25 protein-coding genes are annotated in these 22,385 nt (G+C 75.9%); 9 read left to right on the forward strand and 16 right to left on the reverse strand.

The window, feature by feature from the left end; genetic code table 11:
* Positions 1-67: 67 nt before the first annotated feature.
* The gene (locus G9H72_RS10700) at positions 68-460 is read left to right on the forward strand and encodes an HNH endonuclease (RefSeq protein WP_166170789.1); all 393 of its coding nucleotides are present in this window, start codon (positions 68-70) and stop codon (positions 458-460) included.
* Positions 461-475: 15 nt separating this feature from the next.
* Here the strand turns inward: G9H72_RS10700 and G9H72_RS10705 are convergent, their stop codons facing one another.
* Positions 476-940 (reverse strand): MarR family winged helix-turn-helix transcriptional regulator, encoded by a 465-nt coding sequence (locus tag G9H72_RS10705; RefSeq protein ID WP_166170791.1) that lies wholly within the window; start codon positions 938-940, stop codon positions 476-478.
* A gap of 102 nt (positions 941-1,042) precedes the next feature.
* Here G9H72_RS10705 and G9H72_RS10710 point away from each other — a divergent pair, with 102 nt between their 5' ends.
* Positions 1,043-2,194 carry an Mrp/NBP35 family ATP-binding protein gene (locus G9H72_RS10710; protein ID WP_166170793.1) on the forward strand — a complete coding sequence of 384 codons (1,152 nt, stop codon included), beginning with the start codon at positions 1,043-1,045 and terminating at the stop codon, positions 2,192-2,194.
* A 71-nt stretch (positions 2,195-2,265) separates the two neighbouring features.
* The gene (locus G9H72_RS10715; RefSeq protein WP_166170795.1) at positions 2,266-2,487 is read left to right on the forward strand and encodes a DUF2277 domain-containing protein; all 222 of its coding nucleotides are present in this window, start codon (positions 2,266-2,268) and stop codon (positions 2,485-2,487) included.
* A gap of 43 nt (positions 2,488-2,530) precedes the next feature.
* On the opposite strand, the gene G9H72_RS10720 is transcribed toward G9H72_RS10715, so the two are convergent.
* From G9H72_RS10720 to sigE, 4 genes are all read right to left on the reverse strand, one after another.
* Positions 2,531-2,956, reverse strand: coding sequence for a sec-independent translocase (locus G9H72_RS10720; protein ID WP_166170797.1), 426 nt, complete (start codon positions 2,954-2,956; stop codon positions 2,531-2,533).
* Between the two features lie 125 nt (positions 2,957-3,081).
* On the reverse strand, positions 3,082-4,833 hold the full coding sequence (locus G9H72_RS10725; protein ID WP_166170799.1) for a trypsin-like peptidase domain-containing protein: 1,752 nt from the start codon (positions 4,831-4,833) through the stop codon (positions 3,082-3,084).
* Positions 4,834-4,909: 76 nt separating this feature from the next.
* Positions 4,910-5,611, reverse strand: coding sequence for an anti-sigma factor family protein (locus G9H72_RS10730; RefSeq protein ID WP_166170801.1), 702 nt, complete (start codon positions 5,609-5,611; stop codon positions 4,910-4,912).
* Positions 5,608-6,384, reverse strand: a complete 777-nt coding sequence (gene sigE, locus G9H72_RS10735) for an RNA polymerase sigma factor SigE (RefSeq protein WP_331272180.1) — start codon at positions 6,382-6,384, stop codon at positions 5,608-5,610. Before sigE ends, G9H72_RS10730 begins: the two co-directional genes overlap by 4 nt.
* A 206-nt stretch (positions 6,385-6,590) precedes the next feature.
* Between sigE and G9H72_RS10740 the strand changes: the two genes are divergently transcribed.
* Positions 6,591-7,214, forward strand: a complete 624-nt coding sequence (locus tag G9H72_RS10740; RefSeq protein WP_166170802.1) for an O-methyltransferase — start codon at positions 6,591-6,593, stop codon at positions 7,212-7,214.
* Between the two features lie 15 nt (positions 7,215-7,229).
* Here the strand turns inward: G9H72_RS10740 and G9H72_RS10745 are convergent, their stop codons facing one another.
* The 5 genes from G9H72_RS10745 to G9H72_RS10765 form a co-directional block, all read right to left on the reverse strand.
* Complete coding sequence (locus tag G9H72_RS10745; RefSeq protein WP_166170804.1) at positions 7,230-8,819, reverse strand: leucyl aminopeptidase family protein; 1,590 nt, start codon at positions 8,817-8,819, stop codon at positions 7,230-7,232.
* A gap of 182 nt (positions 8,820-9,001) precedes the next feature.
* On the reverse strand, positions 9,002-9,169 hold the full coding sequence (locus G9H72_RS10750; RefSeq protein ID WP_166170806.1) for a DUF3117 domain-containing protein: 168 nt from the start codon (positions 9,167-9,169) through the stop codon (positions 9,002-9,004).
* Positions 9,170-9,263: 94 nt separating this feature from the next.
* Positions 9,264-9,875: a DNA-3-methyladenine glycosylase I gene (locus tag G9H72_RS10755; protein WP_166170808.1), complete on the reverse strand. Its 612-nt coding sequence runs from the start codon at positions 9,873-9,875 to the stop codon at positions 9,264-9,266.
* A complete protein-coding gene (locus G9H72_RS10760; RefSeq protein ID WP_166170810.1) occupies positions 9,872-10,327 on the reverse strand; it encodes an SRPBCC family protein in 456 nt (151 codons plus the stop codon). Before G9H72_RS10760 ends, G9H72_RS10755 begins: the two co-directional genes overlap by 4 nt.
* A 1-nt stretch (position 10,328) precedes the next feature.
* Positions 10,329-10,820 carry a DivIVA domain-containing protein gene (locus G9H72_RS10765; protein WP_331272182.1) on the reverse strand — a complete coding sequence of 164 codons (492 nt, stop codon included), beginning with the start codon at positions 10,818-10,820 and terminating at the stop codon, positions 10,329-10,331.
* A gap of 83 nt (positions 10,821-10,903) precedes the next feature.
* Between G9H72_RS10765 and folP the strand changes: the two genes are divergently transcribed.
* Entirely contained in the window at positions 10,904-11,773 is an 870-nt protein-coding gene (gene folP, locus G9H72_RS10770) for a dihydropteroate synthase (RefSeq protein WP_166170812.1), read from the forward strand.
* Between the two features lie 183 nt (positions 11,774-11,956).
* Here folP and G9H72_RS10775 read toward each other — a convergent pair whose 3' ends face one another.
* The 3 genes from G9H72_RS10775 to G9H72_RS10785 are packed head-to-tail and all read right to left on the reverse strand — an operon-like array spanning position 11,957 to position 14,727.
* A complete protein-coding gene (locus G9H72_RS10775; protein ID WP_166170814.1) occupies positions 11,957-12,562 on the reverse strand; it encodes an LOG family protein in 606 nt (201 codons plus the stop codon).
* 3 nt (positions 12,563-12,565) lie between these two features.
* Entirely contained in the window at positions 12,566-13,375 is an 810-nt protein-coding gene (locus G9H72_RS10780; RefSeq protein ID WP_166170816.1) for an LOG family protein, read from the reverse strand.
* Positions 13,376-13,407: 32 nt separating this feature from the next.
* On the reverse strand, positions 13,408-14,727 hold the full coding sequence (locus tag G9H72_RS10785) for a 3-keto-disaccharide hydrolase (protein WP_166170818.1): 1,320 nt from the start codon (positions 14,725-14,727) through the stop codon (positions 13,408-13,410).
* A 160-nt stretch (positions 14,728-14,887) separates the two neighbouring features.
* Between G9H72_RS10785 and G9H72_RS10790 the strand changes: the two genes are divergently transcribed.
* A complete protein-coding gene (locus G9H72_RS10790) occupies positions 14,888-16,732 on the forward strand; it encodes a SpoIIE family protein phosphatase (protein WP_166170820.1) in 1,845 nt (614 codons plus the stop codon).
* A 4-nt stretch (positions 16,733-16,736) separates the two neighbouring features.
* Here G9H72_RS10790 and dapE read toward each other — a convergent pair whose 3' ends face one another.
* The gene (gene dapE / locus G9H72_RS10795) at positions 16,737-17,807 is read right to left on the reverse strand and encodes a succinyl-diaminopimelate desuccinylase (protein WP_166171194.1); all 1,071 of its coding nucleotides are present in this window, start codon (positions 17,805-17,807) and stop codon (positions 16,737-16,739) included.
* An 11-nt stretch (positions 17,808-17,818) separates the two neighbouring features.
* Here dapE and dapD point away from each other — a divergent pair, with 11 nt between their 5' ends.
* Complete coding sequence (gene dapD / locus G9H72_RS10800; protein ID WP_331272184.1) at positions 17,819-18,799, forward strand: 2,3,4,5-tetrahydropyridine-2,6-dicarboxylate N-succinyltransferase; 981 nt, start codon at positions 17,819-17,821, stop codon at positions 18,797-18,799.
* An 87-nt stretch (positions 18,800-18,886) separates the two neighbouring features.
* Here dapD and G9H72_RS10805 read toward each other — a convergent pair whose 3' ends face one another.
* Positions 18,887-19,471, reverse strand: a complete 585-nt coding sequence (locus G9H72_RS10805) for a YceI family protein (RefSeq protein WP_166170822.1) — start codon at positions 19,469-19,471, stop codon at positions 18,887-18,889.
* A 361-nt stretch (positions 19,472-19,832) separates the two neighbouring features.
* Here G9H72_RS10805 and G9H72_RS10810 point away from each other — a divergent pair, with 361 nt between their 5' ends.
* A complete protein-coding gene (locus G9H72_RS10810) occupies positions 19,833-20,777 on the forward strand; it encodes a hypothetical protein (RefSeq protein ID WP_166170824.1) in 945 nt (314 codons plus the stop codon).
* 58 nt (positions 20,778-20,835) lie between these two features.
* Positions 20,836-21,648: a hypothetical protein gene (locus G9H72_RS10815; RefSeq protein ID WP_166170826.1), complete on the forward strand. Its 813-nt coding sequence runs from the start codon at positions 20,836-20,838 to the stop codon at positions 21,646-21,648.
* A 16-nt stretch (positions 21,649-21,664) separates the two neighbouring features.
* On the opposite strand, the gene G9H72_RS10820 is transcribed toward G9H72_RS10815, so the two are convergent.
* Positions 21,665-22,150 carry a DUF1648 domain-containing protein gene (locus G9H72_RS10820; protein ID WP_166170828.1) on the reverse strand — a complete coding sequence of 162 codons (486 nt, stop codon included), beginning with the start codon at positions 22,148-22,150 and terminating at the stop codon, positions 21,665-21,667.
* Between the last annotated feature and the right edge of the window lie 235 nt (positions 22,151-22,385).

The raw sequence follows: 22,385 nt of genomic DNA on the forward strand, positions 1-22,385 counted from the left end.
GGCGAGACGACCTACGACGAGGTCGCCCGGGTCGTGCCGCGCTACTGACGGACGTAGCGTCGGACAGGTGGACCGTCAGCCGCGGGGCCGCCCGCCGGGGCGCAGCGAGCGGCTGGGGCTGGCGCTCGAGCGCGACGGCGCGCGCTGCGTCTGGTGCGGGCGCGGCTTCGGCCCGCTCGTCCGGCCGACCACCGAGCACCTGGTGCCGCGGGTCAAGGGCGGCCCGTCCTGGCTGGAGAACGAGGTGCCGGCCTGCGCGCGCTGCAACCGGGAGCGCGGGCACCGCGGGGTCGTGGAGTGGCTCGAGGAGTGCGAGCGCCGGGGCTGGTCCCCGGACGCCGCCGTGCTGGCACGGGCGCTCGACGCGCTGGAGGGCGCGATCCGCGCCCGTGGCGGGCAGCGCCGCGCCCGGGCGTACCTCGACGCCCAGCGGCGCCGGCTGCGACGACGGGCCGCCTGAGCGGCCGAGCCGCTCTCAGTCGTCGAGCAGCTTGCGCAGGACACCGTCGAGCGCGTCGAGGTCCTCCGGGCTCAGGCGGGACATCACGTAGTCGTTGACCCCGCGCAGGTGGGTGCCGGACGCGCTGCGCAGCCGCTCGTAGCCGGCCTCGGTCAGCACGGCGAACAGCCCGCGGGCGTCGCTCTCGCAGGCCTCGCGCGCGACGAGCCCCTCCCGCTCGAGCCGGTCGACCAGCCGGGTCAGCCCGCTGCGCGACAGCATCACCGCGTCGGCGAGCTCGGTCATGCGCAGCCGCCGCTCCGGCGCCTCGACCAGCTGGACCAGGACGTCGTACGAGGCCAGCGGCAGCGCGTGCGCGTCGAGCAGGTCGGACTCGAGCCGGCGGATGATCGTCGAGTGTGCCCGCAGGAAGCGCTTCCAGACCGCGATCTCACGCTCGCCGAGGCGGACCGGGACGCGTGGGGCGGGAAGCGAGGTCATAACGTCACCATGCTAGTCCGCTCGCCCTACCCCGCGCCCGTGGGAACGTCCCCGCGTTCTCGGCGGTTCGATCCCGTCCGCGGGGCTCGTAGCATTCTCGACATGCCCGCCCCCACCGTCGCGTCCGTCGAAGCGGCCCTCGCCCGTGTGATCGACCCCGAGATCCGCCGGCCCATCACCGAGATCGGCATGGTCGAGTCCGTCGACGTCGCCCCGGACGGGGCGGTGACGGTCGGCATCCTGCTGACGACGGCCGGCTGCCCGCTGCGCGACCGGATCAACGCCGACATCGCGCGCGAGGTCGGCGCCGTGCCGGGCGTCACGTCCGTCGGCACCCGCATGGGGGTGATGTCCCAGGAGCAGCTCGCGGCGCTGAAGAGCTCGCTGCGTGGCGGCGCGCCGGAGAAGGAGGTCCCGTTCGCGGCCCCCGGCTCCCTGACCCGGGTGTACGCCGTGGCCAGCGGCAAGGGCGGCGTCGGCAAGTCCTCGGTCACGGTCAACCTCGCGGCGGCCATGGCCGCCGACGGGCTGTCGGTCGGCGTCGTCGACGCCGACATCCACGGCTTCTCCGTGCCGCGCATGCTCGGCGTCTCGGGCAAGCCGACCAAGGCCGGCCAGATGATCCTGCCGCCTGTCGCGCACGACGTGAAGACGATCTCCATCGGGATGTTCGTCCCGGACAACACGCCGGTCGTGTGGCGCGGGCCGATGCTGCACCGCGCGCTGCAGCAGTTCCTCGTCGACGTGGCGTGGGGCGACCTCGACGTCCTGCTGCTCGACCTGCCCCCGGGCACCGGCGACATCGCGATCTCGCTGTCGCAGCTGCTGCCGACCGCCGAGGTCCTGGTGGTCACGACCCCGCAGCTCGCGGCCTCCGAGGTGGCCGAGCGTGCCGGCTCGATCGCAACGCAGACGCACCAGCGGGTGGCCGGCGTGGTGGAGAACATGTCCTACCTGCCCTGCCCGCACTGCACCGAGCAGGGCATCGACCACCGGCTCGACGTCTTCGGCTCCGGCGGCGGCCAGGCGGTCGCCGACGCGCTCGCCCTCAAGCTCGGCGCGTCGGTGCCGCTGCTCGGGCAGGTCCCGCTCGACACGCGGCTGCGCGAGGGCGGCGACGCCGGCGTGCCGCTCGTGCTCTCGGACCCGGAGGCGCCGGCCGCGGCGGCACTGCGCGAGGTGGCCCGGGGGCTCGCGCGCCGCGGGCGCGGCCTGCTCGGGCGCCAGCTGGGCATCACGCCGATCAGCGCCTGAGGCCGGCGCAGCGGGCACGTCGGGCCGCCCGACCCCTCCCGAGGGGACGCGTCCCGGCGTAGCCTGCGGCCATGTGCCGCAGCATCAAGACCCTCCGGCCTCCGTTCACCGAGGGTGTGACCGACGAGGACGTGCACGCCGCCGCCCTGCAGTACGTCCGCAAGATCAGCGGCTTCCGCGCCCCGGCGGCGCACAACGCCGAGGCGTTCGAGTCCGCGGTCGAGGCCGTCACCGAGGCGACACGGGAGCTGCTGTCGTCGCTACGCGTGCGCGCCGGCCACTCGCGCTCCTGACGGGCCGCTGACCCCGCGCCCAGGACTGCTGCCGACCGGCGCCTCAGGTGGCGTCGTCGTCGTAGGCCGGGCGGTCGTTCTTGCTGAAGTCCACCCCGCCGGCCGCGCTCGAGCCGTTCACCGGGGCGGACGGGGCCGTGGCCGCCGCGGGACGCGGCCGGCGGCGGCGCGGCTCGTCGTCATCGTCGTCGTCGTCGTCGAGGCGGACGTTGACGTCGATGTCGTCCAGCGAGTCGTCGAGCAGGTGCTTGGAGACGAACTTGCGCGGGTTCAGGTCACGCACGTCGATGTCGGCGAACTCCGGGCCGAGCTGGTCGCGCACCTCGTTCTGGGCGTCGCGCGCCATGCGCCGGACCTGGCGGGCCATCTTGCTCGCGTCGGACACGAACTTGGGCAGCTTGTCCGGCCCGATGACGACGAGCGCGATGATCGCCAGGATGATGAACTCCCAGCCATTGATGCCGAACATCGCGCTCCTAGCTCGAAACGGGCGCACCGGCGCGGACGGCCGGCGCTTCCTCGCGGGACGACTCCGAGCGTAGCTCCCCGTTCCCGCCCCGGGGAGCGCTCCGCGGCATCGTCCATCCGGGCGCGTCAGTCCGAGGTGGCCGCCCCGAGCGTGACCGTGACCTCCTGGCTGCGGCCGTTCCGGACGTAGGTGAGGGCGATCGTGTCGCCCGGCGCCTTCGCCCGGATCGCGACGATCAGCTCGTCGGCGTCGAGGATCTTGCGGCCGTCGGCCTCGGTGATGACGTCGCCCTCGCGCAGGCCGGCCTGGTCGGCCGGGCCGCCGGGGGTGACGGCCGGCTGCCCGGAGCTCTCGCCGGGCGGGATCCCGATGCGGGCACCCTCCAGCCGGGCGGACCGGTCGAGCGTCACCTGTATGACCGGGTGCGTCGCCTTGCCGGTGCGGATGATCTCCTCGGCGATCCGCTTGGCCTGGTTGCTCGGGATCGCGAAGCCGAGCCCGATGCTGCCGGTCTGGCCGCCGCTGCCCCGCGACAGGCTGGAGATCGCGCTGTTGACGCCGATCACGTCGCCCGCCTCGTTGACCAGCGGCCCGCCGGAGTTGCCGGGGTTGATGGCCGCGTCGGTCTGGATCGCGGAGTAGAACGACTCCTCCGAGCTCGCGCCGGTCTCCCCGCGGGCGGTGACCGGGCGGTTGAGCGCGCTGACGATGCCGGTGGTGACCGTGCCCGACAGCCCGAGCGGGGAGCCGATCGCGATCACCGGGTCACCGACCACCACCGCGTCGGAGTCGCCGAAGCGGGCCACCGGCAGGCCGTCGGCGTCGACCTTGAGGACCGCCAGGTCGTAGCTGGCGTCCCGGCCGACGATGCGGGCGGTCGCGGTGCGGCCGTCCTCGAAGGCGACCCGCACCCCGCCGCCGCTCTCGGCCGCGCTGGCGATGACGTGGTTGTTGGTCAGCACGAAGCCGTCCTGCTGGATCACGAAGCCCGACCCGGAGCCGCCGGACACCTCGATCGACACCACGCGCTGCAGCAGCTGCGCGGCGATGTCCGGCACGCTGCCGGGGTCGCGCTCCTGGGAGCCGCGCGCGGTCGAGGGCAGGCTGGTGCTGCCGGAGATCGACGCCGAGTCCTGCCATTCGGACAGCCGCCAGCCGACGACCCCGCCGGTGGCGCCCGCCACGAGGGCGCCGAGCAGGGCCAGCGTCACCACGAGGCCGGTACGCCGCCCCGCCCGCGGCGCGTCGAGCTGCGGGGACTGCGGATAGCCCGGGTGCCCGGCGCCGCCCCACCCGCCGGAGGCGTACGGCGGGGCGAACGGCGTGCTGAAGGGCGCGTCCTCCGGCCGGCGCGCCTCGGGGGCGAGGCCCGGGGCCAGGGCGGACACGCCGCCGGGGTAGCTCGGGCCGTACGGGCCGGGCCCGGCCGCGTAGCCGCCCCACCCGGGCGGCCCGCCGGCGGCCGTCGCCCAGGCCGGCTCGGGATGCTGCTGGTCGCCGGAGGAGTACGGGCGGGGCCAGACCTGCTCGGGCTGGCCGGCCTGTTCGCCCCATCCGGCCTGCTCGCCCCACCCTGGCTGCTGGGCCGGCGCGGGCTGCTCGCCCCACCCGGCCTGCTCGGGCTGGTCGGCCTGTGTGGGCTGCGCGTCGGTCCCGTACGCGGCACCGGACGGCGCTGCGTACGGGTCGCCGGCGGGGGCGGCGTACGGGTCACCGGCGGGCGGCGGCTGCGCCCCCCAGGGCTCGGCCGGGGCAGGCGTGGCCTGCTGCCGGCCGCTGTCCAGGACCTCGCCGGCCGCCCGGGGCGGCGCCCAGGGGTCGGGGTCGGGCTCGCGGGCCCACCAGGCCCCCTCGGGCTGGTCGCGCTCATCGGTCATGCGGAGGGTCCTGTCCTTCTCGTGGGCTGGGCCGCCCGTACGGCGTTCACGCGCTGGGACTGACGTGCCCGTGGCACTAGCGCCCCCACCGCCCGGGGGCGCGCAGGACGCCCACCGACCGGCTGCGGGCGGGGACGGCCCACGCCGGGCGGGCCGTCGTGGGTGCGCTCTGCTGCACACCGGCGGAGATGCTCGCGGAGGGGATCGTGACCGGGACCATGCGCAGTGCACGCACCGCGGGCAGGCCGGCCGGGCGCGGGGCGACGGCCGAGGAGGGACGCGGGTGCGCGGCGGCGTTCGAGGTGTGCGGCGAGACCGGGGCGACGACGAGCACCGCCGCGCCGAGGGCCAGCCCCATCGCCGACGCCGAGACGGGCCGCAGCCCGCGGGCGACGCTCACCACGCGGCGCGACGGCCCCGCCAGCGGCCGGGGCGCGGGCAACGCGCCGGCCACGAGCGCACCGGGCCCGTCCGGCAGGGGCCGGGCCAGCGGGAGCGGCGCCCGCCGCGGGCCGGCCGGCGCGCTGCCCGCGGCACCGTCGGCACCGTCGGCGGCCGCGAGGGCGAGCAGCCGGCTGGTCAGCGAGTCCGGCACGGAGGGCGCGGACAGGGCGGTGAGGCGCGCCTTCACCTGCCGTGCGGCGTGCAGCTCGGCCCGGCACTGGGGGCAGCGGCTCACGTGGGCGAGGGCGCGGTCGCGCTCGTCGTGGCCGAGCTCGCCGTCGACGAGGGCGTCGAGCCGCTGCCCGAGGTGGCTGCGCTGCCCGAGCGGGGTCATGGCCGGGCCTCCCCTGCCGCGACGTCCGCGAGCGCGAGCACGCCGTCCGCGCCGGAGGCGGGCCCGATCAGCTCCGGCGCCGGGCGCCCGGGTGCCTCGTCGGCGGCCGCCGCGTCGCTCGCCCTCCGGGCCGGGTCGCGGTGGGCCAGCCCGGCGCGCAGCAGCGCGCGCCCGCGGTGGATGCGGCTGCGGACGGTGCCGAGCTTCACCCCGAGCGTCGCGGCGATCTCCTCGTAGGACAGGCCTTCGATGTCGCACAGCACGACGGCCGCACGGAAGTCCGGCGGCAGCGCCGACAGGGCGGCCTCGACGTCGGGGTCGAGGCCCGAGTCGACCAGCAGGTGCTCCGGGCTCGGCTCGCGGCTGGCGAGCCGGTCGCCGGCGTCCTCGGGCAGGGCGTCGAACCGGATGCGCTGCTTGCGCCGGACCAGGTCGAGGAAGAGGTTCGTCGTGATGCGGTGCAGCCAGCCCTCGAACGTGCCCGGCGAGTAGCTCGACAGCGAGCGGAAGACGCGGACGAACACCTCCTGCGTCAGGTCCTCGGCGTCGTGACGGTCGCCGGTCAGGCGCAGCGCCAGCCGGAAGACGCGGGCGGAGTGGGTGCGGACGATCTCGTCCCAGGTCGGCGGCGCCCAGACGGCCCCGTCCGTGACCGCCAGGCCCTCGGCACTGCCGGTAGGAAGGCGGTCCGGGCCCTGCGCGGGGCCCGCCGCGGCCCGGGCAGGCGCGGCGCCGCCCGGGAAGGGCTGCACCCCGGCAGCTCCGTCGCGCACCTGCGTCCTCCTGGTGTCCGTGCCGTCCCCGCGGGCTTTCCTTACCCGCCCGGGGCACCGTTGGCAACGTGTCGGGACGGTGTGTCGTTCCGGCGGAGCTGCGGCCGCCGGCGCCGAGCCGGCGAGGTCCCCGCGATGGCCGCCTGGCCTGCCCCGTTCCGCCCGTCGAGCCTACGTCCCGGGCCGGGCCAACTAGGCTTCGCGCCGTGCGCGAGGCGACATGGGAGTACTCCGAGTCCTGGGCCGGCGAGGACGCCGTGCTCTCCGACGCGCGTGCGCGCGCCACCGAGCTCGGCTGCGTCCCGGTGGGGCGCGGCGGGGCGGCGGCGCTGCGGCTGCTCGCCGCGCTGCTGGACGCCCGGTCGGTGGTGGAGGTCGGGACGGGCACGGGGGTGTCCGGCGTCAGCCTGCTGCGCGGGATGCGGGCGGACGGCGTGCTGACGACCGTCGACATCGAGCCCGAGCACCAGCGGGCGGCGCGCGAGGCGTTCTCCGCGGCCGGCTTCGCGGCCAACCGGGCGCGCGTCATCAGCGGCCGGGCGCTCGAGGTCCTGCCCCGGCTCGCCGACGGCGGCTACGACCTCGTCTTCTGCGACGGGGACAAGACCGAGTACGCCGCGTACCTGTCCGAGGCGCTGCGGCTGCTGCGCCCGGGAGGCGCGGTGGCGTTCGACAACGCGCTCTGGCACGACAAGGTGCCGGACGCCGCGCAGCGCGACGACGAGACCGTCGCGCTGCGCCAGTTCGCCGCCGCCGTGCGCGAGGACGAGCGGCTCGTCGCGGCCCTGCTCCCCGTGGGCGACGGCCTGCTGGTGGCCGTCAAGCGCTGACCGGCGGCGTGCGCCTCAGCGCACCCCCTCCAGCCAGCGCAGCAGCAGCCGGGTGCCGAAGCCGGTGCCGCCCTTGGTGACCTCGTGCTCGTCGCCGTCGGACCGCGCCGGCCCCGCCACGTCCAGGTGGGCCCAGCGCCGCCCGCCGGTGAACTCCTGCAGGAAGAGCGCCGCCGTGATCGACCCGGCGCCGACGTGCTTGTCACGGGTGACGTGCGCGAGGTCGGCCACCGGCGAGGCCAGGGCCGCGCGGTAGTCCTGCTCGAGCGGCATCCGCCAGAGCCGCTCGCCGCTCGCGTCCGCGGCCTCGAGGAGGGCGTCGGCCAGCGCGTCGTCCGTCGCGTAGAGCGCGCCGTGCCGGCGGCCCAGGCCGAGGGAGGCCGCGCCGGTCAGGGTCGCGATGTCGACGATGACGTCCGGCGCCAGCTCGCGGTGGGCGTACGCCATCGCGTCGGCCAGCACGAGGCGCCCCTCGGCGTCGGTGTTGAGCACCTCCACGGTGGTGCCGCCGAACTGGGTGATGACGTCGCCGGGGCGGTAGGAGGCGCCGCCGATCGAGTTCTCGGCGAAGGGCACGAGCCCGGTGACGCGGGCGCGCACGCCGAGCCCTTGCAGCGCGGCCATCACCGCCAGGACGACGCCGCCGCCGGACATGTCGGTCTTCATGGGGACCATGGCCTCGCGCGGCTTCAACGACAGGCCGCCCGAGTCGAAGGCGATGCCCTTGCCGACGAGCACGACGTGCGGGGCACGCCGCCCCCCGCGGCCGGTAAGCGCGCCGTCGCTGCCGGGGGCGTAGCTCAGCTGGACCAGGCGCGGGGGGCGGGCCGAGCCGCCGCCGACCGCGAGCAGGCCGCCGAACCCGCCGGCCGCCAGCTCGGCCTCGTCCCAGACGCGTGCCTCCAGCCCCGCCACGGCGGCGAGCCGGGCCGCCTCGGCGGCGAGCTCGACCGGCCCCGCGACGTCGGCCGGGGTGTTGGCGAGGTCGCGGGCGCGGCAGAGCGCCCGGCCGGTCTCGAGGGCGCGGGCGAGCGCCTCCTCGGCCCGGGCGCGACGGGAGGCGGGGACCACGACGGCGACGGTGCGCAGCGTGTCGCCCTCGGGGGCGAGCCCGGCCCGTGGCTGGCGGTAGGACCCGCCGACCACTCCTTCGGCGAAAGCCCGCAGGCCGGCCGGCCCGGAGTCCGCGGCGACCGTGGTGGCCACCGCGCCGCGCGCGCGGGCGCGGCGGGCGAGGGCCGCCCCTGCCCGGCGCAGCGCCAGGTCCGAGCCGTCGCCGACGCCGACGAGGTAGAGCTGCTCGGCGGCGCGCCCCTCGTCCGCGACCGGCACCTCGACGATCTCGCCGGGCTCCCCCTTGGCCTTCGCCAGCGCGAGCTCGTCGGCGACGACCACTCCGAAGGCCTGCTCGACCTCGCGTGTGCCCGCCCCGGGCCGGGGGCCGTCCGCACCGGGCACGACCGGGATCGCGAGCACGGGCACCGCGGCGTCGACGAGCACCGTGCCCGCGACCGTCACCTGCGGGAGCTGCGGCTCGCGCGGGAGCGCCGCGGGCGCGCCCGTCCGGGCGCGCGAACGGGGGCCGGCGGGGGCGGAGCGGGGCATCGGGCGCCTTCTTCCGACGGGGCAGCCGCCCGCGGGCGCCACGGTCGAGCGCCTGCCGGTCGGCGGGGGTTTGGTGCTGCGCACGCTACGGCCCCGGCCGCACGGGCCCTGAACAGGGGCCGACGACCGGGGCCGGGAGCGTTGCCCGCCGGGTCAGCGGCGAGCCGGGTCGAGGAGCCCGGTCAGGGGACCACGTTCTTCAGCGCGTCGCCGAGGGCGCCCGCCTCGTCAGCGGACAGCTCGACGACCAGGCGGCCCCCGCCTTCGAGCGGGACGCGCATGACGATCCCGCGACCCTCCTTGGTGACCTCGAGCGGGCCGTCACCCGTTCGCGGCTTCATGGCCGCCATGCTTATCCCCTTCCTCGTGGGCGGCGCCGGTCGGCCCCGAAGGGCCGCCGGCGTCGTCGGTCTCGTTCATTATCGTCGGGCTTCCCCCTCGGAGTCACGCTCCTCCCTCGCCGGGCCCCTCCGCGCGGGGCCGGGCAGGCACGGCGCACCCCGCCAGATGGTCGTCCACCAGGCCGCACGCCTGCATCAGCGCGTACGCGGTGGTCGGCCCGACGAACCGCATCCCGCGCGCCTTGAGCTCGCGGGCGAGCGTGGTCGACTCCGGGGTGCGGGCGGGCACGTCGTCCGGGGTGAGCGGCCGCGGCCGGGGCGGCGGGGCGTGGGACCAGACAAGGGCGTCGAGGCCGCCCGGGTACGACCGGGCCAGCTCGACGGTGGCACGGGCGTTGGCGACGGCGGCGAGGATCTTCGCCCGGTTGCGCACGATCCCCGGGTCCGCGAGCAGCCGCTCGACGTCGTCGGGCCCGAAGCCTGCGACGGCCTCGGGCTCGAAGCCGGCGAAGGCGGCGCGGAAGGCCTCCCGCTTGCGCAGGATGGTGATCCACGCCAGGCCCGACTGGAACGCCTCGAGGCACACCCGTTCGAGCAGGCCGCGGTCCCCGTGGACCGGGCGCCCCCACTCCTCGTCGTGGTAGCGCAGGTAGCCCTCGTCGCCGGTGACGGCCCAGGGGCAGCGCGGCCGCCCGTCCGGCCCGGCGGCCGTCACCGCCCAGGCCGCGCGCTCGCCTCCACCACGCGGCGGAACCGGGCGAGGGAGAGGCGCAGGGCGGCCCGGACGAGCGGGCGGGCCAGGGGCCAGCCGGCCCGGCCGAGCGGCCCGAGCGGCAGGTCGAGGAACTCGGACCAGGTGAACCGGGAGCGGCCGCCGGCGAGCCGCTCGATCTCGAAGGCGCCGCCGCCGCGCACGAGGCGGCCGGTGTGCCGGACGGCCACCCGCACGTTCGGCTCCCACCCACGCACCACCATGGTGTCGAGGAACCCGACCGGGCCGACGCCGGTCCAGCCCTCGACGCCGCCCCCGACGCCCTGCCCACCGTTGACCGTGCCGCGGACACGGGTGAGGGGCATCCACTCCCCCTGCCGGGCCCAGTCGGTCAGGACGGCCCAGACCTGCTCGGCGGGGGCGTCGACCTCGACCGAGGCGCTGACGGGCGCCACCTCAGACCTCGGCCGGCGGGGTCGACGACCCGGTGGCCGGGGCGCCGCCCTGGCCGCGTGGACCGTGCAGCGTGTGGGGGCTGTCGGGGCCGTTCACGGAGGCCGTGCTGCCCGTGCTGCCCGTGCTGCCCGTGCTGCCCGTGCCGCCCGTGCCGCCCGTGCCGCCCGTGCCGTCTGTGCCGTCTGTGCCGTCTGTGCTGCCCGGGGCGGGCCGCCCAAAGGCCGCCGACTCCAGCTGCGCGATGCGCGCCTCCCGCGCCGCGAGCTCGGCGGCCAGCCGGTCGAGCACCGCGTCCACCTCGGCCATGCGGTATCCGCGTAGCGCCGTCGGGAACCGCAGGTCACCGAGGTCGGCGGCGGTCAGCGGCCCGGGCGGGAGCGACACCGGGGCGACGTCCGGCTCGGTCTCCTGGAGCCCGTCGCCGCGCCCGGCGGCGACGAGCGCGATGGCGGCGAGCACGCCGAGCGCGAGGAGCAGGAAGAGGATCGGCACGGCAGGATCGTGCCACGCCCGCGACCGCGGGAGTCAGGCGTCGCCGCTGGAGAGCCGCGCCGTCGGGCCGCTGATGGGGAGGGATGCGCGTGCCGCTCCGGCTGGGGACGAGGACGTTCGAGGACACCGACCTGCTCGTCATGGCGGTGGTCAACCGCACGCCGGACTCGTTCTTCGACCGGGGGGCGACGTACGCGGAGGACGCGGCCCTCGACGCCGTCGGCCGAGCCGTCGCGGAAGGGGCGCAGATCGTCGACATCGGCGGCGTGAAGGCCGGCTACGGGCCGGAGGTCGATGCCGCCGAGGAGGCGCGCCGGGTCGTCGGGTTCGTCGAGCGCGTGCGTTCCTCCCACCCCGACGTCGTCATCAGCGTCGACACGTGGCGGGCGGACGTGGGGCGGGCGGTCTGCGCGGCCGGCGCGGACCTGCTCAACGACGCCTGGGCAGGGCACGACCCCGGCCTGCTGGACGTGGCCGCGCAGTTCGGGGCGGGCTACGTCTGCACCCACACCGGTGGGCTGCCGCCGCGTACGGACCCGCACCGCCCGGCGTACGACGACGTCGTGGCGGACGTGCTGGCCACCGTCACCGGGCTGGCCGAGCGGGCCGTCGCCGCAGGCGTGCGCCGGGACGGCGTGCTCATCGACCCCGCCCACGACTTCGGCAAGGCGACGCGGCACTCGCTGGAGGTGACGCGCCGGCTGCCCGAGCTGGTCGCCACCGGCTGGCCGGTGCTCGTGGCCATGTCGCGCAAGGACTTCGTGGGCGAGTCGCTCGGGCTGCCGACGGACGAGCGGCTCGAGGGCACGCTGGCCGCCACCGCGGTGTCGGCCTGGCTCGGGGCGCAGGTGTTCCGCGCCCACGACGTGCGCGCCACCCGGCGGGTGCTGGACATGGTCGGCTGCATCCGCGGGACGCAGCAGCCCGCGGAGGTACGCCGCGGCATGGCCTGAGCGGCGCCGCTCGGCCGAGTGCGACCACGCCGGGCCTGGGCGCCGCGAGCAGGCCCGGCTGCGCGGAGGCCGTTGCCCGGCCTCGGGCCCCTGGGCTGCACCTGCGGGCCCCTGCGCCCGGTCCGAGGTGGCGCTGCGGGGCCCGAGGTGGTGGCACACCCTTCGACGGCCCCCGGCCCTGCCCTACGGCTCGAACTCCAGCAGCTCCTCGGCCTCCTCGCGCGCGGGCCGCTCGACCCGGCCGGCGGCCCAGACCCGGTCGAAGGCGTCGAACGCCTCGTCCACCGTCGTCGCCCACACGCACGCGTCGACGGCGGCCGGGCGGACGAACCGCAGGCCGGCCAGCTTCTCGACCTGCTCGCGCAGCGGGGCGTAGACGCCGTCCGGGTCCAGGACGACGACCGGCTTGTCGTGCAGGCCGAGGCTGCGCGCCACCCAGATCTCGAGCAGCTCCTCCAGCGTGCCGAGCCCGCCGGGAAGGGTGAGGAACGCGTCGGCGCGGGCGTCCATCAGCGCCTTGCGCTCGCGCATGCCCGGCGTGACGACCAGCTCGTCGGCCTCGACGTCGGCCACCTCGAGGTCGCGCAGCGCCTGCGGGATCACGCCGAGGGTGTGCGCGCCGCCGGCCCGGGCCGCGCGCGCGACGGCGCCCATCATGGAGACGCGCCCGCCACCGCTGACGAGCGAGTGGCCGCGGGCGGCGATCTCCGCCCCGACATCCGAAGCCAGCTTCTTGTACGAGTCGTCGATCGCCTCGCCGGAGGCGCAGTAGACGCAGATCGCCGCCACGGCTCAGGCCCCGTCGTAGCGCGTGCCGCGCACCGACTCCATCTGGTCCTCGTGCAGCTCGGTGCCGACCTCGCGGTCCCGGTCCGCCTTGACCACCAGCTCGACGGCCTCCGCGGCGGTGTCGACGATCTCGATGAGCGCCATGTCGGCGTCGCGGATCTTGCCGCCGTCGAGCACCGGGCCGCGCAGCCAGTCCAGCAGGCCCTGCCAGTACGCCCGCCCGACGAGCACGACGGGGAACTGCGTGACCTTCTGCGTCTGGACCAGGGTGAGCGCCTCGAAGAGCTCGTCGAGCGTGCCGAACCCGCCGGGCAGCACGATGAACCCCCGCGAGTACTTCACGAACATCGTCTTGCGGGCGAAGAAGTAGCGGAAGTTCACCCCCATGTCGACCCACTCGTTCATCGACTGCTCGAACGGCAGCTCGATGCCGAGCCCGACGCTGACACCCCCGGCCTCCGAGGCGCCCTTGTTCGCCGCCTCCATCGCGCCCGGGCCGCCGCCGGTGATGACGGCGTACCCCGCGTCGACGAGCAGCCGGCCGAGCTCCTCGCCCAGGGCGTACTCCGGGCTGTCGGACGGCGTGCGCGCCGACCCGAAGACCGCCATCGCCGGCCCGAGCTCGGCGAGGGCGCCGAAGCCCTCGACGAACTCGGACTGGATGCGGAGGACGCGCCAGGGGTCGGTGTGGGTGAAGGAGCCGCCCGCGTCGGAGTCGAGCAGCCGCTGGTCGCTCGTGGTCGAGGGGACCTGCGAGCCCTTCAGCGTGACCGGGCCCTTGCGGTACTCGCGGATGCGGCGGTCGGAAGCCATGGCCCCGACCCTAACGGCCCCCGGCGCGCGGGCTAGAAGCCCTCGGCAGCGTCCATCTCGCGCAGGGTCTGGAGCAGCTGGCGGCCCTGCGCCAGCAGCGCGGCGCGTACCTCGGCGTCCTTGACCTGGTTCTCCGCCCGGGCGAGGTACTGGCCGAGGAACCCGATGGCCCGCGCCTCGCTGCCGGCCTCCGCCGCCGACTGGGCGCGCCCGAGCCGCTCGCGCAGGCTGGCGAGCACGTGGGCGGGCAGGTCGCCGGCGGTGAGGGCCTCGGTGGCGTCGTCGAACCAGGTGCCCTCCTGCGCGGGCACCCCGAGGTCACGCACCCGCACGTTGCGGAAGGTCACGACGTCGGGCGCGGAGCCGTGGGCCTGCAGCCCGATGTGGCCGACGAGGCCGCGGGCGTCGGACAGCGGGTCCAGCGGGCGGCCCTGCAGCGGCACGCCGGGGACGTTCTCGTACTCGTTGATCACCACGCCGTTGCGGATGACGGTGTAGTGCTGGCCGACGACGCGGATCTCGAAGTCGTTCCACACGCCCTTGCCGGTCGGGCGGGCCGCGGCGAGGCCGATGTCCTTGAAGCCGTAGACCGACCCGGTCTTGCGCGGGTCGTTGCTGCCCCCCTCGGGCGAGTCGTTGATCTGGATCTCGTGGCCGCAGTTGACGGCGATCCAGGAGAGGTTGTTCTGCTCGCTGCCGTTGAACGTCGTGGGGCAGCCGGCCACGGGCCCGTTGAGCGCCGGGAAGCGCACCTGCACGCCGCTGTTGCCGCGGGTCGTGCCGGGGGCGTCGTCGCGGAACTGCAGCCGGAGCGAGAAGTCCGCGAACTGCTTCGGGGTGTACCAGAGCGTCCCGAAGCCCCCGGTCGCGCCGACCCGGCTGGTGACCGTGCCGTCGGCGTTGCGGGTGAAGCCGCCACGGCCCGCGTACGCCCACCTGGCCAGCGACTCCGGAGTCCCGTCGTAGATCGTCTCGTACGCCGCGGCCGTGCCGACCGCGGAGTGCGCCGCTGCCTCGACCAGCTCGTCGCGCTCGTCGCGGTCGAGGACGTCCGCGCGCAGCAGGTCGTTGGCCACGGTCTGCACGTGGTGGACGAAGGACCCGTGGTCCGCCCACTCCTGCTCGTCATCGATGAGGTCGTTGACCGAGCAGCCGCCACCCGCGGCGCGGCTCGGCACCCCGCTGTCGGTGTCGAGCAGCCAGACGGTGGGCCGGCTGTCGGCCACCGCGCAGGTGCGGTCCGCCGCGGCGGCGGGGCCCCCGCCGGTGAGCGTGGCGGCCGCGAGCGCGAGGGCTGCGGCCGGGACGAGGGCTCGCCGGCCGGCGACGGCGGGGGCGTGCGTGAGACGCATGGACGGTCCTCCCTGGGACGTCACGACGGTGTGATGCCTGACCGGCATACTTGCGCGTTCATGGTCGAAAGGGAACCCCGGCCGTCCCACGAGGACTGTTGAGCCCGCCGGAGCGCGGGTAGGCAGGGGCCGCGGCGTCGTCGGGAGGCGGGAGGGTCTGGTGGGCCAGGAGGACCGTGGCTCGCTGCCCAGCCCTGACTTCGCGCGGGTGTTCGACGAGGCGCCCGCGCCCTTCCTGCTGCTGACCCCCGACTTCACCATCGTGCACGCCAACCGCGCCCGGCTGCAGGCCACCGCCACGACGCTCGAGGCGACGGTCGGACGCCACCTGTTCGACGTCTTCCCGATGAACCCGGACGACCCGGCGGCCGACGGGCTGCGCAACCTCAGCCAGTCGCTGGCCCAGGCACGCGACACCAAGCAGCCGGTGACGATGCCGATCCAGAGGTACGACATCCCGATGCCGGACGGGACCTACGAGGAGCGGTTCTGGAGCCCGCGCAACGTGCCGATCCTGGACGAGAAGGGTGATGTCGTCCTCCTGCTGCACCGGTCGGACGACATCACCGACTACCTCCGCGACCGGGACGACGCGCGCCGTGAGGCCGCCCGCAGCCAGCAGTGGCGCGAGAGGGTGGAGCAGGCCGAGACGGACCTCTTCGCGCGCACCCGCGAGCTGGAGGCGCTGAACGCGCAGCTGCGGGCGGCGAACGAGCGGGAGCGCCGTAGCGCGCTGCGCCTGGCGGGGCTCGCGCTGACGGCGTCGGCGCTGGCCGGGGCCGAGACGCTCGGCGACCTGCTGGCACGGCTCTTCGAGCACTGCGCGCCTGCGCTGGACGTCGAGGCCGTCGTCGTGGCGCTGCGCCAGCACGACTGCCTCCGGCTGGCCATGACCGACAGCTCCGGCGAGCGGCCGTACCGGGACGGGGAGGCGGTGCCGCTGGACAGCACGATGCCGGTGGGCGTCGCCGCCCGGGGCGTGCCCGTGCTCGTGCACGAGCGCGCCGAGATGCTCGAGCGGTACGGCGCCGAGGCGGAGCGGCTCTCCCCCGCACCCGAGCTCGAGGCGTGGGCGGTCCTGCCGCTGCGCGTGGGCGACGAGCTGCTCGGGTCGCTCGCGCTCGGCTGGAAGGAGCCGCAGGCCTTCGACGAGGACGACGTCCGCCTGCTGTACGCCTTCACGGCCCAGTGCGCGCAGGCGGTCGACCGGGTGATGCGCCTGGAGGCGGAGCGCGACCGGGCGTCGGCGACGCGGACGCTGGCCGAGGCGCTGCAGCGCTCGCTGCTGACCGAGCCGCCGCAGCCGGACCACCTGGAGATCGCGGTGCGCTACCTGCCCGCCTCCGAGCAGGCCCAGGTCGGCGGGGACTGGTACGACGCCTTCCTCTCTCCCGACGGCGCCACGACGCTGGCCATCGGCGACGTCACGGGCCACGACCGCACGGCCGCGGCCGCCATGGGCCAGCTGCGCAACCTCCTGCGCGGGGTTGCCTTCGCCCTCGACCGCGGGCCGGCCGAGCTGCTCGCCACGCTCGACGCCGCGCTCCGCCAGCTGCGCATCGGGACGCTGGCCACCGCCGTCCTGGCCCGTGTCGAGCAGACGTTCGAGGAGCGCGCGGCCGGGCTGCGCACGCTGCGCTGGTCCAACGCCGGCCACCCGCCGCCGCTGCTGGTCGCGCCGGACGGCACTGCGCAGCTGCTCGAGCGGCCGGCAGACCTGCTGCTCGGGCTGGCACCGGACATCCCGCGGGCCGACCACTCGGCGGTGCTCACCCCCGGCAGCACCGTGGTCCTCTACACCGACGGGCTGGTCGAGCGGCGTGGCGAGGAGCTCGACGAGGGGCTGGCCCGGCTCGCCATGACCGCCGCGCGGCTGCACGCGCTGCCGCTGGAGCAGCTCTGCGACCGGCTGCTGGCCGAGCTCGCGGGCGGCGCCGACGACGACATCGCCCTGGTCGCCCTGCGCGCGCACCCGGAGGACCGGCCGCGACCGGCCGGCCTCTGAGCGGTCAGCCGGCCAGCCAGGCCCGCAGCCGCTCCTCGCACGCGACGAGCTGCTCGACCGGCACCCGCTCGTCGTCCCGGTGGGCCAGCGACGGGTCCCCCGGCCCGTAGTTGACGGCCGGTACGCCGAGCGCTGAGAAGCGCGCGACGTCCGTCCAGCCGTACTTCGGCAGCGGCTGCGCGCCGACCGCCCGCACGAAGGCCGCCGCGGCGGGGACGTCGAGCCCGGGGCGCGCGCCGGCGGCGGCGTCCACGACGCGCACCTCGTAGCCCTCGAACAGGTGCCGGACGTGGTCGGCCGCCTCGTCCACCGACAGGCTCGGCGCGAAGCGGTAGTTCACCGTCACCACGCACTCGTCGGGGATGACGTTGCCGGCGACGCCTCCGCGTACGAGGACCGCGTTGAGCCCCTCCTTGTAGACCAGCCCGTCGACCTCGACCGAGCGCGGCTCGTAGGCGCGCAACCGGTCGAGCAGGACCCCGGCCTCGTGGATGGCGTTGCGGCCCATCCAGGCGCGCGCGCTGTGCGCGGCCACGCCGCGGGTCGTCACCTCGGCGCGCAGCGTGCCGTTGCAGCCACCCTCGACCTGGGCGTTGCTCGGCTCCATGAGGATCGCGAAGGACCCGACGAGCCAGTCGGGGTGCGTGCGCGCGATGCGGCCCAGCCCGTTGCGGGCGGCCTCGACCTCCTCGTGGTCGTAGAACACGTACGTCACGTCGCGGGTGGGCGCCGGCACGGTGGCGGCGAGCCGTAGCGCCACCGCGACCCCGCCCTTCATGTCGACCGTGCCGCGGCCGTGCAGGACGCCGTCGGCGAGCCGGGTCGGCAGGCTCCCCGAGGCCAGCGGCACGGTGTCCAGATGGCCGGCGACCACCGCCCGCTCCGGCAGCCCGAGCGAGGTGCGTGCCACGACGGCGTCGCCGTCACGGTCGACCCGCAGCCATGGCACCTGCCGCAGCGCGGCCTCGACGGCGTCGGCCAGCACGGTCTCCGCCCCGCTCACCGAGGGGATGTCGCAGACCGCGGCGGTGAGCGAGACGACGTCCTGCGACAGATCGAGCGACGGCACGGCGATACCGTAACCGCGTGACCGAGGCACCTGGGCCCGTGGCCATCGCTGCGGACGAGACGACACGCAAGGCGTGGGGCTGGGGCCTCGCGACGTCGACGTACGAGGGGGTCACGCTCGACACGTGGTTCCCGGCGCCCGCGCTGGGCGAGCCGACCGACGAGCACGACGGCGGTCACACCGCCGACCAGCTGCGCCGGCTGGTGGGCGACGACGCGGACCGCGGCGTACGCCTCGACACCGTGCGCCGGGTGATCGACCTAGACGCCCCGCCCGTGGACGCGTCAGACGCGTACCTCCGGCTCCACCTGCTCTCGCACCGGCTCGTGCGGCCCAACGACGTCAACCTCGACGGGCTGTTCGGCATCCTCGCCAACGTCGTGTGGACCGAGTCCGGCCCCTGCTCGCCCGACGGCTTCGAGGAGACGCGGCTCCGGCTGCTGGCCGCGGGCCGCAAGGCGCACGTGCGCGGCGTCGACAAGTTCCCGCAGATGACCGACTACGTCGTGCCGGCGGGCGTGCGGATCGCGGACGCCTCGCGGGTACGCCTCGGCGCGCACCTCGCGGCCGGCACCACGGTCATGCACGAGGGTTTCGTGAACTTCAACGCCGGGACCCTGGGCGCCTCGATGGTCGAGGGCCGGGTCAGCCAGGGCGTGGTCGTCGGCGACGGGTCGGACGTGGGCGGCGGGGCCTCGATCATGGGCACGCTGTCCGGCGGCGGCACCGAGAAGATCACGATCGGCGAGCGCTGCCTGCTCGGGGCCAACTCCGGGCTGGGCATCTCGCTCGGCGACGAGTCGGTCGTCGAGGCCGGCCTCTACGTCACGGCAGGCACGAAGGTCACGCTGCCGGACAGCTCGGTCGTCAAGGCGCGCGAGCTCTCGTCCCGCAAGGGCATCCTCCTGCGCCGCAACAGCGTCAGCGGCGCCGTCGAGGCCGTCGCCCGCACCGGCAGCTGGGGCGGGCTCAACGAGGCGCTGCACGCCAACGACTGACGCCGCCTGGGCGCACGCACGACAGCGCCCCTGTCCCGCCACCTCGGTGGCACGACAGGGGCGCTGCTTCCGTGCGGCGCGGAAGCGTCAGGCGGCCGGCGCGTTCTTGACGGCCGAGATGTCGAACTCGAGGACGATCTTGTCGCTGACGAGCACGCCGCCGGTCTCGAGCGCGGCGTTGTAGGTCAGGCCCCAGTCCGAGCGCTTGATCGTGGTCTTGCCCTCGAAGCCGGCGCGCAGGTTGCCGAACGGGTCCTTCGCCGAGCCGGTGAACTCGAAGTCGACGGCGACGGGGCGGGTGACGCCCTTGATGGTCAGGTCGCCGTGCAGGCGGTAGCTCTCGTCGCCGAGCGCCTCGGCGGAGGTGCTGGTGAAGGTGATGGTCGGGTAGGCGTCGGCCTCGAAGAAGTCGCCGGTCCGCAGGTGCTCGTCGCGCTGCGCCTGGTTCGTGTCGACGCTCGCGACCTGGATGGTGATCTGCGCGGTCGACGCGGCCGGGTTGGCGGCGTCGAGGTGCGCGCTGCCCTCGAACTCGCCGAAGTGGCCGCGGACCTTCGTGACCATCGCGTGGCGGGCGACGAAGCCGACGCGGCTGTGGGCGGCGTCGATCGTGTAGTCGCCGGTCAGGTCCTCGATGGCCGAGGTGGGGGCGTCGAACTCGGTGGCGGTCATGTCTGCTCCTCCTGAGGAAGCTGTCTCGGCCGGCGCCGATGCGGACGATGTCCGCACTTCGTTGCTCCGGCAACTACGCTGACGGTACACCGAACGAGGTTGAGCTTTCAACCATTCCCGGGGCAGATTACGCCGTCCGCGTGGCGGCGCGGGAACGCGCCCGCGGTCGGGCACAGTTGCGAACGACGTGCCGCCTCCCACCCGCCGACCGCCCCGACCCGCGTCCTCGACGCGCGGCGGAGCCGGCCCGCGTACGCCCGCGGCCCGGCCCGGACGGCCTGCGACCGGGGAGTCGCGCCCCCGCAAGCCGCCGGCGCGCCGCCCGGCCGCGCACAGGGACACCCGTTGGGGCTGGGCGGCCGTGCTGCTCGGCCTGGGCGTCGCCGTGACGCTGCTCGCCCGCAACCTGCTGGACTGGCTGCCCGACGATCTCCCGCTGATCCCCGGCGACAAGCCGTGCCAGGTCGTCCGGGACGGGGAGACCGTGCTCAGCCTGGAGCTGGACCAGGCCGCCAACGCCTCCACGATCGCCGGCGTCGGCCTGCGCGAGGGGATGAGCCGGCGGGCCGTCACGGTGGCGCTCGCGACGGCGATGCAGGAGTCCGGGCTGCGCAACCTCGACCACGGCGACCGGGACTCGCTCGGGCTCTTCCAGCAGCGGCCGTCGCAGGGCTGGGGCAGCGCCAAGCAGGTGCGCGACCCGGTGTACGCCGCCGGCAAGTTCTACGCCGGGCTGCGCGACGTGGTCGGCTGGCAGCGGATGCCGCTGACCCGGGCGGCGCAGGCCGTCCAGCGCAGCGGCTTCCCCGACGCGTACGCGAAGCACGAGGACGACGCCGCCGCGCTCTCGCTGGCCCTCACCGGCTCGGCGGAGGGAGCGCTCACCTGCGAGGTCGCGCTGCGCGACGTACGCCGCGAGGGGCTGGGCCGCTCCGGCCTCACGCCGCGCGCCGCCGCGGTCCGTACGCAGGTCGAGCGCGTGTTCGGGCGCCAGTCGCTCGGCGGCTTCGCCCCGGGCGGCGTCTCCACCGGCCACATGGAGGGGTCCGCCCACTACGAGGGGCGGGCGCTCGACGTGTTCTTCCGCCCCGCGTCCCGGGCGAACCAGCGCAGCGGATGGGCGGTGGCGCACTGGCTGGTGACGCACGCCCGGCAGCTGCACGTCGCGACCGTGATCTACGACGACCAGATCTGGACCGCGCGCCGCTCGGACGAGGGCTGGCGGCCGTACCGCACGTCGGACCCGTCGAACGACATCCTCCAGCACCGCGACCACGTCCACGTCGACGTCTCCCGCGGGACGTGACGGCCTGCCCGGCGCGAGCGGGAGGAACGTCGCGCCCGCGCGGGTAGTTGAGCAGGCGATGACCGGAACCGCCCGATTCTGCGCACTCGCCCTGGCGGCCGCGGCCCTCGTCTCCGCGTGCACCGACGGGTCGAGCACGCCCTCGGCGGCCGCCCCGCCCTCGGCTGCTCCCGAGCCGGCGGTCGAGCCCTACGCACCACCACCGCCGTGCACGCTCGCGCTCCCGGCGGGGCGCACCGTCCCCCTGGAGGCGGCGCAGGCGCAGCGGCTCACCGACGCGGTCGCCCGCTCGCTACGCGACGGCTCGGGTGGCCTGGCCGCCCGGCGGGCGGTCGCCACCGCGGTCCCCGTGCTCGGGGCCGACAGCGCGGCGGCCGTGCGCGCGCTGCAGCGCCCTGCGGGGCTGGCCTGCACCGCCGAGCGCGACTACAGCCTGCGTGACGAGAAGCTGACCGCCAACGGGCTGACCCCGCGTGGGGCACGGCTGCAGCGCGCCGTCCGCGCCGCGTTCGGCCCATTGCCGATGGGCGGGTTCGCGGCCGGCGGCGTCTCCAGCGGGCACGTGGACAACAGCGCGCACTACGAGGGCCGGGCCATCGACGTCTTCCTCACCCCGCGCAGCGCCGAGCAGACGCGGCGCGGCTGGGTGCTCGCGCACTGGCTGGTCGCGCACGCCGAGCCGCTGGACCTGCTGTCGGTGATCTGGTCCGACCGGATCTGGACGGTGTGGGCCGGGTCGGCGGGCTGGCGGGAGTACGTCCACCCGAGCGGCAACACGACCAACCCCACGCTGCGGCACCTCGACCACGTCCACACGGCCGTCGTCGGGGCGCCGCGTCGGCGCGGGCCGTCGCCGGCCCCGACGGGCTGAGCGCGGCCGCCGGCGGTCAGTCCGGTCGGTAGCGGACGCGGTACATCCACCCGCAGCGGCCGGCGAGGGCCACGAGGTAGCCCAGCAGCAGCACCACGAACGTCCACGGGAGCCGCTGCCCGTCCGATCGCGCGGCCTGGGTGCTCAGCACCGTGAGGCCCGCGAGGAGAAGGAGTGTCGCCGCCCCGATCCAGAGCACGTCCGACCGGAGCCGTGTGCGCAGGGCCGGCACGTTGGCGGCGGATGTCCAGTGGTCGGTGTGCGGGACGTTGACGTACGTCAGCGGGATCCGGCGCACCAGCGCCGCGAGGCCGGTGAACAGCGCCGCCAGAGCCGCGCCACCCAGCGCCGCAGCGGTCACGAGACCGGCACGCGACCCCCAGGCGTCCGGCCTCAGGTCCGCACCCCAGTGGGTCGGCACCCGGTCCGGCAGCACGGCGGCGCTCCAGGCCACCGCCGCGGCATGCGCGAGGGCGGAGACCAGGAACGCCAGACGGGGCACCGGGCGAGCTTCTCATCGGCGTGCGGGTCCTTCTCCGGTGGCCGGGTCAGCGGCGGCGTGCCACCGCGGCTGCGGTCCACCGAGTGCCGGGCACGCGGCCAGGCCTGCCGGGGACGGGACCGGAACAGGCCGGGGCGCCGCGGGCGTGCTCGACCAGCCACTTGTCCTCGTGCACGGTCCGGTCATGTCGCTACGTGGCGACGTCAGCTCCGCGCCTCGACCCGTTGATCGAGGG

Origin of the sequence: Motilibacter aurantiacus, from assembly GCF_011250645.1 — a bacterium.
GTDB classification, from domain to species: domain Bacteria; phylum Actinomycetota; class Actinomycetes; order Motilibacterales; family Motilibacteraceae; genus Motilibacter_A; species Motilibacter_A aurantiacus.

Coding starts and splice junctions, on each gene's coding strand:
- G9H72_RS10785 (WP_166170818.1), bottom strand. CDS start 14,727: ATGCGTCTCACGCACGCCCCCGCCGTCGCCGGCCGGCGAGCCCTCGTC.
- G9H72_RS10715 (WP_166170795.1), top strand. CDS start 2,266: ATGTGCCGCAGCATCAAGACCCTCCGGCCTCCGTTCACCGAGGGTGTG.
- G9H72_RS10780 (WP_166170816.1), bottom strand. CDS start 13,375: ATGGCTTCCGACCGCCGCATCCGCGAGTACCGCAAGGGCCCGGTCACG.
- G9H72_RS10725 (WP_166170799.1), bottom strand. CDS start 4,833: ATGACCGATGAGCGCGACCAGCCCGAGGGGGCCTGGTGGGCCCGCGAG.
- G9H72_RS10720 (WP_166170797.1), bottom strand. CDS start 2,956: ATGTTCGGCATCAATGGCTGGGAGTTCATCATCCTGGCGATCATCGCG.
- G9H72_RS10730 (WP_166170801.1), bottom strand. CDS start 5,611: ATGACCCCGCTCGGGCAGCGCAGCCACCTCGGGCAGCGGCTCGACGCC.
- G9H72_RS10745 (WP_166170804.1), bottom strand. CDS start 8,819: ATGCCCCGCTCCGCCCCCGCCGGCCCCCGTTCGCGCGCCCGGACGGGC.
- G9H72_RS10750 (WP_166170806.1), bottom strand. CDS start 9,169: ATGGCGGCCATGAAGCCGCGAACGGGTGACGGCCCGCTCGAGGTCACC.
- G9H72_RS10705 (WP_166170791.1), bottom strand. CDS start 940: ATGACCTCGCTTCCCGCCCCACGCGTCCCGGTCCGCCTCGGCGAGCGT.
- G9H72_RS10710 (WP_166170793.1), top strand. CDS start 1,043: ATGCCCGCCCCCACCGTCGCGTCCGTCGAAGCGGCCCTCGCCCGTGTG.
- folP (WP_166170812.1), top strand. CDS start 10,904: ATGCGCGTGCCGCTCCGGCTGGGGACGAGGACGTTCGAGGACACCGAC.
- G9H72_RS10815 (WP_166170826.1), top strand. CDS start 20,836: ATGACCGGAACCGCCCGATTCTGCGCACTCGCCCTGGCGGCCGCGGCC.
- G9H72_RS10805 (WP_166170822.1), bottom strand. CDS start 19,471: ATGACCGCCACCGAGTTCGACGCCCCCACCTCGGCCATCGAGGACCTG.